The following is a 15,209-nucleotide window of genomic DNA, read 5'->3' on the forward strand; positions in this document are numbered from 1 at the left end:
CCTACAGGGCAGCGAACAGCGCCTGGGCCATCGCCCCAACCAGCGCTTCCCGCCGGGCATCCGGCACGGGCTCTTCGCCGATCGACGACCAGCCCGGATGGCCACGCGCCTCGTCCAGCAGGCGCTGCACGGCAGGCGGCAGGCGCCGCAACGGCTCGGGAGGCGCTTCAGGCGCCGGCGCTTCTCCTTCGTCGGGATCCCGGGCCTCCGGCGCGTCCGCCTCGGCCGCCGACGCGGGTTCGGGCGCCTCCATCTGCGCCAGCAGATCGCCGTCGATGGGGCGCATGGCGGCATGCCCCCGGCATTCCAGCGCCCGCACCAGGGCCAACTGGCGCAGCCCCAGCAGGTGCAGCACCGGATCATCCACGGTCATTTCCGTATTGCCCGCCAGCCGGCCCACCAGGCGCTTGCCCCATTGGCTGGCGCCTTGCCAGGCGCCGCCGATGGCTGCCCCCAGCAGTGCGGCGGCGCCCAGGCTCAGCCCCCCGGTCAGCACGTCGATGGTGGCTCCCGCCATGGCGCCGGTGGCCATGCCCTTCCCGACCTGAATGCCAAAAGTGCGCAGCGCCTGGGGATTGAAGAGATCCATGCCCCAGCGCTCGCCTTCCAGCGGCAGAGGATGGTGGGGAAAGGTCGCCTTGCTGAAGCGGTAGCGTTTGAGCAAGGCATGCACGCAGTCCTGCTCACGGTCGCGGGTGCGCTTGCGCAGTCCCAGGGTGATCGCCGCCATGTCGGTCGGATCCTGCGAACACGGCAGCCGAAGCGCCGCCGCATCCACCAGCAGTTCGGCGATCAGGCGCGTGGCGTCCTGCAGCCGGCGCAAGCGCTGCCGGGCCAGATCCGTGCGCAGGGCCTGCAGGGCGAAGGCGTGTTGATCCAGCATCAAGGCCAGGCGGTCCAGTAGTTGCCCCTCGCCATCCAGCGCGGGCGCGACCGTGTCGAAATCCACGGTCGCGTGCAGGCCCAGCCGGGCCAGCGCGTCGCGCCAGGCGGCCGGATCCGCCAACGGCGCGCGGGTGAAATTCAGCACCGGCAGGATGGGGCGCCCGCAAGCGGCCAGCAGCAGGAGCTCGTCGCGGTGCTTGGGCAGCACCGGATCGCGCGTGTCGATCACGTACAGGGCGGCGTCCGTGCGCAACACCGTATCCAGAACCCGGCATTCCTGCTCGAAGCGTCCGACCGCCTCCGGACTGTCGAGCAGGAGACGGATGCGATCCGGGCCCTCGTGTCTTTCTTGGGGCGGGGATAATTGATCCAGGTAGTCCAGGACGCCCATGGCGTCCTCCAGGCCCGGTGTGTCGCGCAGCACCAGGATGGCCTGGCCCGTCTCGGCCAGCAGTTGGGCACTTTCGACGTGCCGGGTGGTGCCGGGGCGGTCTGCGACTTCGCCGAAGGACTCGTCGCGCAGCAGCGTGCGCAACAGCGAGGTCTTGCCGGTGTTGGTATGGCCGACGACCGCCAGGTCGATGGGATGCGAGACGTCAGTCATGGCGAAGACTTCCGATGTGTTCGAGCCAGCCGCTCAGGCTGGCGACCCGGGGAACGGCCTGCTGCGACAGGATATCCTGCCAGGCCTGCAAACGTGCCGGCGAGCCCTCGAGGCAAAGAGCGCGCAAGTCGAGACATGATCGGCGCAATTCGTCCAGCCAGGCCACGGCGCCCCGGTCCGGCGTCAGACGCGCATCGCAGACGAACAGCAGGTGCGCAGGCGGTGTGCTCAGCCATGCGCGGATACGGGCACGGTCCTCGCGGCTGTCGCAGCGGCCCAGATCCACCACGCCGGCCGGCAGACCGGCCGGCGGCCAGTCCAGGCCGGGTCCCAGTTCGTAGGCCAGCACCGCCGTCTGGTCGACGATGGCGGCCGGCGGCATGGCCGGGCCGGCGCCGCCGCCCTGCGCCGGCGCCGGACGGTCGATGCCCAGGCTGGCATGCGTGGGCATCAGGCGGTCGCGCAGATCGAGCCAGCCTGGCAGATTCGGATCCACCGCAAGGCGCGCCAGACGGCGGCGCACATGCAGCGCGCAGGCGATCAGACCCAGCAGCCTGGGCAGCAGCCCCCAGACGACGATGCAGCCGATCAGCCATAACGACCAGTCGGCCTGGATGCCGGCCGCCGCCGGCCGGGCGCCCAGGCTGGCGGCGATCTGGGCGTCGTCCGGTGCAGGGAAGCCCAGCAGCCCGGGCACATGGCCCAGCAGGCGCGTCACACGGATGAAGGCATCCGACGACAACAGGGTGGTTTCCCAATGAAAGGTGTAGCGGCGCGTACTCAACAACAGCAGCAGCGTCGGCACCGCCCCCAGGAACGCGGCCGTCCAGGCCCCGTGGCTGATCAGCCCGATCGCGGTTTTCCAGGCCCGCGCCCGGCCCAGCATGGACAGAAAAGCTTGGGCCGCCAGAGCGCCATCGGCCCCCCGGACCAGCCGCCGCGTGAACCAGAGCCACAGGCTCGACAAGGCGGTCGAGCCGGACACCCCCGGCAGCCAGCCGGCCAGCCAGATCAGAAAGGTGAGCACGTGCAGGCCCAGCAGCCCCAGCAGCGCCAGCGCCAGATTGACCTGGCCCTGGCCCAGAACGGCGGCGGCGGTGCCGATGCCCGCCAGGCACGCGGCCAGCCACACGGCGATCAAGGCCCAGCGGGCGCCGGCAGCCCATTGGATCAGGCGTTCATGCAGATTGTCGTGTTCGGCCAGCCAGGCGGCCCGCGCCAGGATGCGGGCCTGCAGATCGGCGGGCTGGCGCAGGGCGGCCTGGCAGGCGGCGCGGTCTTCCAGCGGCCCCCAGTGAGCCTCGCGCAGGCGCACGGCCTCGGCCTGCCAATACCGGAGCAGCGGGCTAGCGGGACGCGCGAAAGAGGACGAACGATGCCACATGAGGACGCGTGCGGGTGAAAACAGGATGATACCGAGTTTTACCGGGCCCGGTCGGGGCGGCTCAGCGATCGGCCGCGCCGCGTGCCTTGCGCACGCTGGCGGGGGGCACGCCCATGGCTTCGCGATACTTGGCCACGGTGCGCCGCGCAATCACCACGTCCCGCTCGCTCAGCATCTGGGCCAGCCGCATATCGGACAGGGGCTTGCCGGCCGGCTCCGCCGCCAGCAGCCCGCGCATCAGTTCCTGCACGGCCAGCGCCGACGTCTCCTCGCCCGAGCGGGTCTGCACCACGGTCCCGAAGAAGAATTTCAACTCGTGAACGCCCCAAGGCGTCTGCGCATACTTCAGGCGCGTGGCGCGGGAAATCGTCGACTCATGCAATTCCAGCGCCTGGGCGACTTCCCTCAGTGTGAGCGGTCGCAGCGCCGCCACGCCGGATTCCAGAAAGGCTCTTTGATGCTGCGCAAGGTATTCCGCCACCCGCAGGATCGTCTGCCGACGCTGATCGAGATTGTGGATCAAGCTGCGCGCCTCGCGCACCCTGTCCCGCAGTTCGGGGGACAAGGCCTGCCCCTCCAGGCCATCGGCCAGTTCGGGATTCAGGCGCACGCGGGGTTCGACGGCGGGATTCAGGCTGACCCGCCAGCCGCCGGCCGCGCGATGGAACAGGACATCGGGCACAACGTAATGCACCGGGTCGGTGCGCCAGGCGCCCGCCGGGCGGGGGTCCAGGCACCGCAGAACCCGATGGGCGGCATCCAGCAATGCGCGTTCGCAGCCCAGCGCCGCGCACAACCGGCCCCAGCGGCCCGCGCCCAGATCCTCCAGGTGTTCCGTCAATCGCCGGGCACAGGCCAGCACGTCCGGCGGCCATTCATCGGCACGCGCGCGCAACTGCAGCCGCAGGCATTCGGGCAGATCCCGCGCGGCGACCCCGGCGGGATCGAAGGACTGCAGCAAGCTCAGCGCCGTGAGCCACTCCTCGTCCTCGACCTCCAGGCCCGGCGGCAGGCCGTCGGCCAGCGCGGCCGGATCGAATTCCAGGTAACCGCGCTCATCGAGTTCGCCCATCAGCCGGATGACCAGCAGGCAATCGCGCTCCGTGGCGCGGGTGGTGTGCAATTGCTGCAGCAGATGATCGATCAGGCCGAGCGGCTGCCCCGGTTCCGGCAGATCCTCTGGCAGGGCGGCGCGCGAGGGCTGCGACCACAGGCGGTCCAACTGCTCGGCCTGGACCGCCGGCTCTGGATCGGCGATTTCAAGCAGCGGATTGTCGGCCAGCGCCTGGGCGATCTCCTGGTCCAGCTCCTGGGACGAGCATTGCAGCAGCGCCAGCGCCTGGCGCAACTGTGGCGTCAGCGTCAGGTGTTGATGCTGGCCCAGCTCCAGGGATGGTTGCGCGCGCATGTTCAATCTAGAATACGGGTCATGAAACCGGAACGAAACGAAGCCCCCAGCCGTCGAGACCATGCCTTGCTGCGCAGGGTCCTGCTCAAGCTCACAGCCACGTCCAAGATCATCGCGGCCGCGCTGGTCGCGGCCGTCGCCCTGATCTGGTACGACGTACTGAATCGGCTGTTGGCCTTTGGCAACGGCATCGATTATGCCGGAAACCGGCTCATGGGGGCGGAAGCCACTGCGCTGCTTCAGCGCTACAACCCCTACTTCTGGGGCGCGGTGGTCACGCTCTGCTCTCTGCTGCTGGCCTATCTCACCTGGCTGGCCGTGCGCGCAATCCTGGCGCGCGCACGCCTGCGGCCCGTCGATCCGGCCTCTTTCCACCTGCTGGCCGATCAACTCTCCGGCGCCACCCTGGACGTGCTCCTGTGGGCCTGGCAAACGCGCGACGAGCCCTTGCGCGTGGGCGACCTGATGCTGGCCCGGGACGAACTCTCCGCCGGCCGCGCCGCCCGGCTGCATCGCGCGGCCGAGCAGCTCGCCATCCTGGAAAACGCTCGCCAGCGGCAATAGCCCCCGGGGCCATCCCCGCCCGCACGCAGGCCCACGCCATCCGGGTCTGGATATGCCCCGCTCTGACTACGCATGAGAATAATTATCATAATCATTGATAAATGCGATTGGTTTCTCTATAGTAGGCCCGCGCCGGACGATCCACGCCATTTGCTTTTCTCCCACCCCTCGAGTCATGACCGCCTTGCGACACTCCTGTTACTGAATCACACAGGAATTCAAAAATGAACCATGCGATCATGGGCCGGGGAGAAGCATCCGCAGGGCGGCGCCTTGGCGCGCGCGCACTTACGCTGGCATTCAGTCTGCCGCTGACCGGCACGGTCTTCGCCCAGGCCGCCGGCACGCCGAACGCCACCTGGCTCGACACCATCACCGTCACGGGCACGCGCACCGAAACCTCCGTCATGAACAACCCTGCCTCGGTGTCGGTCATCGGCCAGGCGCAACTCGAACGTCAGGCGCCGCGCAGCATCGCCGACCTGGTCCGCGACGTGCCGGGCGTCGAGGTCATCGACGCATCCGCCCCCGGCATGCAGCGCCTGCGCATCCGGGGCGAATCATCGCACCGCGTCACCATCCTGGTGGACGGCCAGGAAATCACCGACCACAGCGACTATGGCACGCCTATCCTGGTGGATCCGGCCAACGTCGAGCGCATCGACGTCATCCGCGGACCGGCCTCGGTGCTGTACGGAGCCAAAGCCATCGGCGGGGTGGTCAACATCATCACCAAGCGCGGCGCACCCAAACCCATCCAGCTCGAAGTGGGCGGCACCTATTATTCCGGCTCGCGCGGCTGGCAAGGCTGGACCGCCGTGTCCGGCACCGTGGGCGATTTCGACTACCGTCTCTCGGGCAGCGCCGACCGCCACCACGACCGCAAGGTGCCCATGGGCCTCTACACCCGGACCGGATATCTGGACGGCTCCAGCTACCGCGACAGCGACGTCTCGCTGCATCTGGGCTATGCCTTCGGCCGGAACCGCAATCACTCTCTGGCGCTGAAGGCCGAACAGCACAATTTGAGCACGGACAGTTGGACGGATCCGGCGTACCTGCAAGCCCCGATCCGCGATTTCGGAATCGACCTGCCCAAGCGCGACCTGCGCAAGGTCGGCCTGTACTACGATGCCAAGGACCTGGGCCCGGTGGTGCGCAAGATCCACGTGGACGCCTATCATCAGACCGTGGACCGGCTGTTCGAGAACCGTGTGGAGGTGCAGCCAACCTTCTTCATGAACGTCAAGAACACCGCCACCTCGGATGACCGCAACCTGAACTACGGCGGCTCCGCACAGGTCGATCTGGCGCTGTATCCCGACCATTACACGATCGCCGGCGTGCAATACTTGATGGACGATCTGGACACCCGCAAGAACAGCATCACGACCACGTACAGGACGATACCGTTTCCCGCCACCACGGTGAGGGCCAATCCGACGCACACCCGCGCCTCGCTCGAAACGGCTTCGATATTCGCCCAGGACGAGTGGTCTTTCTCTCAGGACTTCAAGCTGACCGCCGGCCTGCGCTACTACCACGTGCGTTCGAACCTGGACAAAACGACCAATCCCGCCCTCGCAGGCCAGAGCGACAGCACCACCAACCGCCTGGTCAAGTCCCTGGGCCTGACCTGGTCCGGCCTGGAGCACGCCACCTTGCGCGCCTTGTATTCCGAAGGCTACACCATGCCAACCCTGGCGCAGATGTACACCGACACCACGGCCGGCAGCGGCAATCTGATCCGGGCCAATCCCGGTCTGAAACCCGAGACCTCGCAGAACTATGAGCTCGGCGCCCGCTACCAGCACGCGGGCGTGGTGCTGGACGTCGCGGCCTTCTACACCCGAGCCAAGGATTACATCGGCACGGCGCCGTGCGCCTCCGCGGGAACCTGCCCGGCGGGCCATGCCGCGAGCGACCGCACCTACATCAACACCGACCGCGCCGACACCCACGGCTTCGAGATGGCCGCCGAATACGCGCTGCCGGGCACGAACTTCACACCCTACGTGACCGGCGCGTGGATGCAGCGCAAGCTGAAATACGCGACCTATTCGACCACGGACAGCGGCGTGCCGGCCTTATCGGGCCGTCTGGGAGTGCGCTACGACACGACGCTGTACGGCGCCGACCTCTGGGCCGACCTGTTCGTGCGGGCCGCCACGCCGGTCCGGCAGACCAGTCTGGATGGCGCCACCCTCACGACCGAGCGCCTGCCGGGCTGGGGCACGCTGAACCTGGCCTTCGGCGGCACGCACGGCAAGGCGCGCAAAGTGCAGGTCGGCGTGCAGTTCAACAACCTGCTGGACAAGGAATACCGCTCCGCCCTCGATTCCCTGCCGGGCACCGGCCGCAGCGTGGAAGTCACCCTGCGCACGACCTTCTGATCCGGGGTGCGCCGCCGATCCTTCTTGAGACCGCACCGGCAGGCGCATGCCGCCTGTCGGCCGCCGGCGATGACACGTGACGATCACGCGCGGCGATGCCGCCACCAGTACACGACCACGCCCACGATCAGGGCGATCCCCAGATAACCGAGCAACGGATAGACCGTGCCGACCAGGGTGGTGAAACCCACGAAGCTCAGCCCCAGGCCGACGAAGCAGGACACCACGCTGATCAGGCGGAATTTCGGCGTCTCGGGATCGGCAAAGCGTGCGCTGAAGGCAAAGAACATGCCCACCGCCGTGCTGTAGATCATGCAGCACAACGACACCATCATCAGCCAGCCCAGCCAGGGGCTCAGGCCCTTGGCCAGCATCACGGTCGGCATCTCCGCGCCCTGGATCTGATCCAGCGTGGCGAACAGGCCGACGTTCAGCAGCAGGATCAGCACGCCCAGGCCCAGCCCGCCCAACACCCCGCCGCGCGTGGTGTTGCGCAGATTGGTGCTGCCGCCGGACAAGACGGCCAGCAGCGGAAAGCCGACGGCGATGTTGAAGGACGCGTACAGCACACCGCCCAGGAACCAGTTGGGCGCGGCGCGGTCCTGCTGCTGCGCCGCCAGGGCATTCAGCGTCTCGACGTCCGTATCGCTGCGGAACAGCGCATAGGTCACCAGCACGATCGCCAGGGCCAGCAGCAGCGGCGTCACCGCGCTGATCAGATCCACGATGCGCTGCACGTTCAGGCACAGCGTCAGAGACACCAGAAGGGCCATGAACAGACCGCCGGCCAGCTTCGGCAGACCGAAATGCTCCTGAAACAGAGAGCCCGTGCCCGCCAGCATGGCCACCCCCACGCCGAACAAAAAGAAAATCAGCGCCAGGTCGATGAGCGATCCCAGCTTGTCGCCGAAGATCGCGTTCAGCACGACCTTGTGCGAATGGGCCTGCAACTGGGTGCCGATACGCGCCACCTGCATACCCAGAAAGGCGAACAGCAGCCCCGCCACCAACGTGCCCGCCACGCCCCAGAGACCGAAGTGCGTGAAAAACTGCAACACTTCCTGTCCGGAAGCGAACCCGCCGCCGATGATCACGCTCATGTACGCGGAAGCTAACTGAAGAACCTGTCGATTCATGATGTCCTCACACACCCCTCACGGGCCGGACCGGCCCGCCGGACGTCTCAAAACGTTGGATAAACCGCGCCATTGTGCCTAAATATATTAGCGCTGGCACTTGCGGAAACACGGAAAATATGTTTGACTTGCAGCTATGAACACCCCGCGCGCCTCCTTTCGTGAATCCCCGCAGCCCGCCGCTGCCGGGCGCGCGCGCGCGTCGCTCTCTCTTCCCCTGTCGGGTCTACTGCTGCTAGCGATCGGTTGCCGGGCCTAGCGCCGCGTGGCAGTTCGGCAACCTGTTTCGCCACACCCATGCATTTCCGCGTCCGTGATCCGGGCGCACCCGCCCAGACAGGTAACGACATGATCAAGAACCCCGCCGAGAAATACGTTCCGTTCGCGCCCTTCACGCGCGACTTTGCCGAGCGCACCTGGCCCAGCCGCCGCATCGAAACCCCGCCGATCTGGATGAGCACCGACCTGCGCGATGGCAACCAGGCTCTGATCGAGCCCATGAGCGTCGAGCGCAAGCTCCGCTTCTTCGAGCAGTTGATCAAGATCGGCTTCAAGGAAATCGAAGTCGGCTTCCCGTCCGCATCCCAGACCGATTTCGACTTCGTGCGCAAGCTGGTCGACGACAAGCGCATTCCCGACGACGTCACCATCATCGCCCTGACCCAGGCCCGCGAGGATCTGATCCAGCGCACGGTCGAGGCCTGCGCGGGCGCCAAGCACGCCATCATCCACATGTACAACGCCTGCGCGCCGGCGTTCCGAAAGATCGTCTTTCGCATGAGCCGCGACGAGGTGCGCGCCATCGCCGTCGAAGGCACCAAGCTCGTCAAGGCCGAAGTCGCCAAGCACCCGGAAACCCACTGGCGCTACGAATATTCGCCCGAAGTCTTCAGCACCACCGAACCCGAGTTCGCGCTGGAGGTCTGCAATGCCGTGGTCGAAACCTGGCAGCCGACCGTCCAGGACAAGATCATCCTGAACCTGCCGGCCACGATCGAGGCCACCACGCCGAACCTGTACGCCGACCAGATCGAATGGATGCACACCCATCTCGCGCAGCGCGACAAGATCGTCCTCAGCGTTCACCCGCACAATGACCGGGGCACCGCCGTGGCGGCCGCCGAATTCGCCGTGATGGCCGGCGCCGACCGCATCGAAGGCTGCCTGTTCGGCAACGGCGAACGCACCGGCAACGTGGATCTGGTCACCCTGGCGTTGAACCTGTACACCCAGGGCATCCATCCTGGCCTGGATTTCTCGGATATCGACGAAGTCCGCCGCTGCGTCGAATACTGCAACCAGTTGCCCGTGCATCCGCGCCATCCCTATGCCGGCGATCTGGTCTTCACGGCCTTCTCGGGGTCGCACCAGGACGCCATCAAGAAGGGCTTCGCGGTGCGCCAGGAAGGCACCTTCTGGGAAGTGCCCTACCTGCCCATCGACCCGGCCGATCTGGGCCGCAGCTACGACGCGGTCATCCGCGTCAACAGTCAATCCGGCAAGGGCGGCGTGTCCTTCCTGCTCGAACAGGAGCACGGCCTGATCCTGCCGCGCCGCCTGCAGATCGAATTCAGCCGCGCCATCCAGCGCGTCACCGACGAGACCGGTCGCGAGGTGACGCCGCACGACGTGTTCGAGGTCTTCTCCAGCGAATACCTGGACCGCGAAACACCGATCAAACTGATCCGGCACCGCATCACCGGCAGCCCCAAGACAACCGGCCAGAAGCAATTCATGATCGAAGTCGAGCTGGAGATCAATGGCGAGGTCCGCCATCTTTCGGGCCAGGGCGACGGCGCGATCTCGGCCTTCCTCTGCGCGCTGGACATCGATGCCCGCGTGATGGACTACCAGGAACACGCCATCGGCACCGGCACCGACACCCGTGCGGCGTCCTACATCGAAATGCGGATCCAGGATTCGGCCAACGGGTACGGCGTCGGCATCCACGAAGACATCGTGACGTCGTCCTTCCTGGCCATCCTGAGCGCAGTCAACCGCCACGCGGCCGCAGGCGGCAGCATCCAGCCCCGCGCCTCGGCCGCAGCCTGATCCAGAACGGTCCGGGCGTTCCATCCGGAACGCCCGCTCTCCGGAGCTTCAGCGCCCGCGGGCAGCGCCACCCCCGTACCCCGGGGTTTTACCTGGCACCACAAGCGCCCGCCTCACCGAACCTCGCCCTACCCGGCGAGGTTTTTTCGTCAGTACACGATGGACAGGCCGGGCAGATCCACCGTAATCCGGGGCTTTTCCAGCGCCTGGATGGCATGGCCCGCGAATTCCTGCGCCAGCTCGGGCTGCGACGCAAGGCGGGCGTGGCCCAGCGCATCGGCCACGCCCAGGATCTTGTCCAGCAGCAGAACCTTGCCGCTGACCCGCAGGGGCTCGCAGCCCAGGGATTCCCAGGTCGTCTCGAACCATTCGCGCGCCGCGCGCGCCCGCTCGGGATCCACCGGCGCGTCCACGGACAGCTCGAGCGAACGGTGGGCATCGAAAATCACGATCACATGACCCTGCATGGGAAGTTCTCCGGGTGAAAAACGTGAATTTACCAGGCGGGGGCGGGTTCCCAGGTGACGTCCTCGCCCTTTTCACGGGCCAGGCGCAGCATGGCCAGCAAGGGCCAGGCCCGACGGCGCATGCCGACCGGCTGGGCAATGGGATGCTCGACCGTATCGTCGTGATCGCCCGCCGCGTCGTCATGACCCGGGTCGGCGGCCACCAGCGCCTCGATGCCGGCGATGGCCACATCCAGTTGCGCCCGGGTGATGACCCCGCGTACCGGCAGGCCGGGCTCGTCGAAGGTCTTGCCGGCGGCTTGCAGAATGGGCCGCGCATGCTGGGCGAACATCAGGATTTCCGCTGCGGATTTCGACTGGAACAAGATAAGCATGATGGGCTTCCCGCAATGGACACATTCATACACTAACCCATCTCACCCCCCCTGCCAAGCCGCACAATGGACGCTCCGACAGGAGTCCGCCCATGCCCGAAACCCTTGTCCGGCGCCGCCTGCCGCCCTGGCTGGCCGGCCTGCCGCTGGCCCTCGCCCCCTGGCCCGCGGCGGTCACGGCCCAGACCGCCGCACCCGCCCTGAGCTGCCCCGTCCCACAGGCCCGGATACCCTGCGGCGCGGGCTCGGCCCGGGGGCCGGCGGCCGAGCCCGCCCTCGACCCGGGCATCGCCAATCCCGTGCACCTGGCCACCGGCGAAAAATTTCTGCGGGACATCGATCTGCCGGAAGCCGTCTCAGGCCAACGGCCGTCCTTCATTCGCCTGTATCGCTCGGGGTCCGCCGAAGACGGTCCGCTGGGCCGGGGCTGGAGCAGCGAATATGATGTCCGGCTGCACCGGACTCCGGACGGCTGGCGGCTGGATCTGCCCGATGGGCGCCGCGTGCGCTTCGATGGCGACGGCCGGGGCGCCGGACCCATGGACGGACGCCTCGAGGCGCCCGCCCGGGAGGCCGGAGATGGCCGCGCGGCCTGGCTGGGCGCCGGCGGCAACCGGCTGGTCTTCGACTCGCGAGGCCGGCTGCGGACGATCGCCGCGCCCGGCCGGACGGACATCACCATCGACTACCATGCGCACGGTCCGCTCGACGGCCTGATGCATACCATCCGGCGCGGCGCCGCCGCGCTGCGGCTTGGCTACGACGTGTCCGGCCCGCGCCCCTGGCTGCACACGCTGGACACCCCGCTGGGGGTGTTCCGCTATATCCAGGCCCCCGCAACGCCCGCAAGCAGCGGGGACAAAACCCTCGCCGGAACCGGCCCCGCGCCCAGGCTGCTGACCGGCGTGCGGCGCCCCGACGGCATGCGCCGGCACTACCACTACGAATCCGGGCGTCAGGCGGGGCATCCTGCCGCCCTGACGGGGATCACCCTGGAAACCGGCGACGGGCGCCGCTGGCGCGCCCGCAGTTGGGCCTACGATACGCGCGGCCGTGTCATCCAGGCGATCCCCGGCGCCCCCGGTGAGACGGCGGGCAGGCTGGACTTGCACTACCCGGACGGCCCGCCCGGCACCGGCCAGACCCGGATCCGCGCAGCCGGCGGTCTCGCCGGCCTCGATTTCATCGTCCGCAACGGCCAGGCCGTGCCGCACTCGGTTCGCTCGGCCGCCTGCCCCGCCTGCCCCGTCACCGCCTGGCGCATCGGCCACGACACCCAAGGCCGGCTGAGCGCGCTCGGCGATCTGCGCATCCATCGCGCGCCGGACGGCCGGATCCTCGCCTTGACGCAGGCCAGCGGCGGCTGGCCCGGCCTGCGTCTGGACTACGGCGCCGATGGCCGGCTCGCGCATTGGGCCAGCCGGCTGACGGGCATGGTCCGGCTGACGCACGACGCGCAGGGCCGCCTGATCGGCCGCCAGCAGGCGCACGGCGGCCGCCTGGACATCCGCCGCGACGCCGTCGGCCGCCCAGACCGGCTGACGCATACGGCGCCGGATCAGGCGCCGCTGGAGATCGGCCTGCACTGGCGAGGCGACCGGCCGATCCGTTTCACGCACCCCGAGGAAACCGAATACCTGGAACACGACGCGCACGGCCGGGTAACGGCCCGCACCCTGCATCGCCCCCACCCCCGCGGCGCCCTCGGCTACCGGGAACGATTCGCCTACGACCCGCACGGCCGACTGGCGCGACACGATCTGCCTGAAGGCGGCGCGCTGCATTACGCCTGGTCCGGAGCGGGCCGCCTGCGCCGCCTGGAGTGGGAAGCCGCCGACGGCACGCGCCGCACCGTGATCGACTCGACGCCTGGCCTGGCCGGCTACCGCTACGGCAACGGCCTGTGGCTGGGCACCGCCATCGGCGCGGATGGGCGGGCCGACACTCTGGTCCTGTCCGACGGACCGCGCGTACTGTGGGGCGAACGGCGGCGCCACGATACGCGCGGCCGGGTCGTGCACCGCAGCACGTTCCTGGCGCACGGCACGGACCGCCGCGCCGCCGGCGCCATGCCTGCCGCCTGGCGGCATCAGGCGCTTGCCCACGACGACAGGGACCGGCTGATCGGCATCCAGGACGGAGCCGTGCGGACCTGGCTGGCCTGGGACGAGGATGGCCACCTGCGCGCCCGCCGCGACCAGCCGGCTCCGGGCACGGCGGGCGCTCCGGACGCCGGACCGGCCCTGCACGCCATCCTGCGCGACGTCGCCGGACGGCCGCTGGCCATTGGAGTCCGCGCGCTGCGCTACCAGGCCCAGGGCCGGCTGGCCGAGATCCAGGAGGGCGGCCGGACAACGGCCCGCTACGCCTACAACGCCCGCGGCCAGCAGATCCGCCGCGTCCTGGACGGCGTGGAGACGGAACGCTACTACCTGGACAACCGCCTGGCGGCGATCTGGCGGCGGCCCGCACCCGCCGCGCCGCCCGCGAACGTGAACCCGTCTGCCGCCACAGCCGGCGGGCCGCCCCGGCCGCGGGCCTTCGGCGTCACCCAGCGCTATCTGTATGCCCAGGAGGTGCCGGTCGGTCTGTTGCAGACGGAGGCCGACGGCCGCACCCGCCTGTATTACCTCCATTCCGACCTGCTGGGCGCCCCCGTCCTGGCGACCGACGACAGCCGCGCGGTGCGCTGGGCCGCCGCCTACGATGCGCTGGGATATGCCACCCAGGTGCGCGGCGACCTGCGGCTGATGCTGCGCCGACCCGGCCAGGACGAAGACCCCGCGACCGGCTGGCACGACAACGTCTTTCGCACGTTCCTGCCGGCACGCGGCCATTACCTGGAACCCGACCCTCTGGGGCCGCTGCCCGGCCAGCAGGCCCTGGGCTACGCCGCCCAGCAGCCGCTGCGCCATGTCGATCCCCTGGGCCTGATCCTGCTGGCCTTCGACGGCACGCGCTACGGCCCGCGCAATCAGGGCAACGTCTGGAAGCTCGCCCAGGCCTACGAGGACGGCCCGGCCTACTATCACGCAGGCCCCGGCAACAGCTACTACCCCGATTGGAACGCGGTCACCGCCGCCGGCAGCCGCCAGATCCTGAGCAACCAGTGGCAGTCCCTGTTGAACGCGCTGGTCCGCGCACAAGGCGCCGCCGCGCCCGTGCCCATCGATATCCTGGGGTATTCGCGCGGGGCCGCCCTGGCCCGCGACTTCGCCAACCGCATCGCCCGGCACACCCGCAACGGCTGGTTTTCCTACGACGACCCGCTGCGCGGCGCCATCGGCCTGTGCGTGGATCTGCGCTTCCTGGGCTTGTTCGACACCGTGGCGCAATTCGGTCTGCTGGGCGCGGCCAACGCCGGCTTCGACCTGGGCATCGCCGGCGCCTGGCATTGGGTGGCGCACGCTGTGGCGCTGCACGAACTGCGCGCCCTGTTTCCCCTGGTGTCGGCCGCCGGCGACACGCTCAATACGGTCGAGACGCCCTTCATCGGCGCCCACGCCGACATCGGCGGCGGCCTGCTGCTGGACGATCAGTTGCGGCCCGTTCCCGACGGCGATCTGTCGGATGTGGCCCTGCACTGGATGCGCTGGCAGGCCCAGGCCGCCCTGGTGCCCCTGGCGGAACCGGCGGCGGACGACCGGACTGTGACGAACCCGCTGTTGCACGACGAGCGCAGCCGGGCCCTGCGCCATCTGCCGCCCGGCGACCGGATGCTGCAGGACGCCTCTCTGCGAACGATCGGCCCGCAAGGCAGCGATCCACGTCTGGGCGATGCGCAGCGGCGGATCATGGAAGCCTTCATCCGCCGCGCCGACAGCGCCGCCGGCGGCCCGGATGCCGTCGCCGGCACCGTGGACATGGCGGCCTACGGCGCCTGGCTGGAGACGACTTACGGCCTGCCCGGCATGGCCGGCCCGGCACGACAGCCCTGAAATC

10 protein-coding genes are annotated in these 15,209 nt (G+C 68.8%); 4 read left to right on the forward strand and 6 right to left on the reverse strand.

All coding sequences use genetic code 11. From position 1 onward, the window contains the following. Position 1: 1 nt before the first annotated feature. From ABRZ00_RS04740 to rpoN, 3 genes are all read right to left on the reverse strand, one after another. Positions 2–1,489, reverse strand: coding sequence for a DUF3482 domain-containing protein (locus ABRZ00_RS04740; RefSeq protein ID WP_368640950.1), 1,488 nt, complete (start codon positions 1,487–1,489; stop codon positions 2–4). After that, the gene (locus tag ABRZ00_RS04745) at positions 1,482–2,873 is read right to left on the reverse strand and encodes a DUF2868 domain-containing protein (protein WP_368640949.1); all 1,392 of its coding nucleotides are present in this window, start codon (positions 2,871–2,873) and stop codon (positions 1,482–1,484) included. Before ABRZ00_RS04745 ends, ABRZ00_RS04740 begins: the two co-directional genes overlap by 8 nt. A gap of 61 nt (positions 2,874–2,934) precedes the next feature. Beyond that, positions 2,935–4,281: an RNA polymerase factor sigma-54 gene (rpoN, locus tag ABRZ00_RS04750; RefSeq protein WP_368640948.1), complete on the reverse strand. Its 1,347-nt coding sequence runs from the start codon at positions 4,279–4,281 to the stop codon at positions 2,935–2,937. 21 nt (positions 4,282–4,302) lie between these two features. On the opposite strand from rpoN, the gene ABRZ00_RS04755 reads away from it, so the two are divergent. Together ABRZ00_RS04755 and ABRZ00_RS04760 are read left to right on the forward strand one after the other, a co-directional pair. After that, positions 4,303–4,845, forward strand: a complete 543-nt coding sequence (locus ABRZ00_RS04755; RefSeq protein WP_368640947.1) for a hypothetical protein — start codon at positions 4,303–4,305, stop codon at positions 4,843–4,845. Between the two features lie 224 nt (positions 4,846–5,069). Further along, complete coding sequence (locus ABRZ00_RS04760) at positions 5,070–7,238, forward strand: TonB-dependent receptor plug domain-containing protein (protein WP_368640946.1); 2,169 nt, start codon at positions 5,070–5,072, stop codon at positions 7,236–7,238. Between the two features lie 83 nt (positions 7,239–7,321). Here the strand turns inward: ABRZ00_RS04760 and ABRZ00_RS04765 are convergent, their stop codons facing one another. Continuing rightward, a complete protein-coding gene (locus ABRZ00_RS04765) occupies positions 7,322–8,338 on the reverse strand; it encodes a hypothetical protein (protein ID WP_368647852.1) in 1,017 nt (338 codons plus the stop codon). 384 nt (positions 8,339–8,722) lie between these two features. On the opposite strand from ABRZ00_RS04765, the gene leuA reads away from it, so the two are divergent. Continuing rightward, entirely contained in the window at positions 8,723–10,426 is a 1,704-nt protein-coding gene (leuA, locus tag ABRZ00_RS04770; protein ID WP_368640944.1) for a 2-isopropylmalate synthase, read from the forward strand. Between the two features lie 149 nt (positions 10,427–10,575). Here leuA and ABRZ00_RS04775 read toward each other — a convergent pair whose 3' ends face one another. Both ABRZ00_RS04775 and ABRZ00_RS04780 read right to left on the reverse strand, forming a co-directional pair. After that, positions 10,576–10,893, reverse strand: coding sequence for a hypothetical protein (locus ABRZ00_RS04775; protein WP_368640943.1), 318 nt, complete (start codon positions 10,891–10,893; stop codon positions 10,576–10,578). 29 nt (positions 10,894–10,922) lie between these two features. Further along, entirely contained in the window at positions 10,923–11,267 is a 345-nt protein-coding gene (locus ABRZ00_RS04780; RefSeq protein ID WP_343837576.1) for a DUF1840 domain-containing protein, read from the reverse strand. 92 nt (positions 11,268–11,359) lie between these two features. On the opposite strand from ABRZ00_RS04780, the gene ABRZ00_RS04785 reads away from it, so the two are divergent. Continuing rightward, positions 11,360–15,205: a phospholipase effector Tle1 domain-containing protein gene (locus tag ABRZ00_RS04785; RefSeq protein WP_368640942.1), complete on the forward strand. Its 3,846-nt coding sequence runs from the start codon at positions 11,360–11,362 to the stop codon at positions 15,203–15,205. Positions 15,206–15,209: the final 4 nt, after the last annotated feature.

The organism is Castellaniella ginsengisoli, assembly GCF_040955415.1.
Lineage (GTDB): Bacteria > Pseudomonadota > Gammaproteobacteria > Burkholderiales > Burkholderiaceae_B > Castellaniella > Castellaniella ginsengisoli.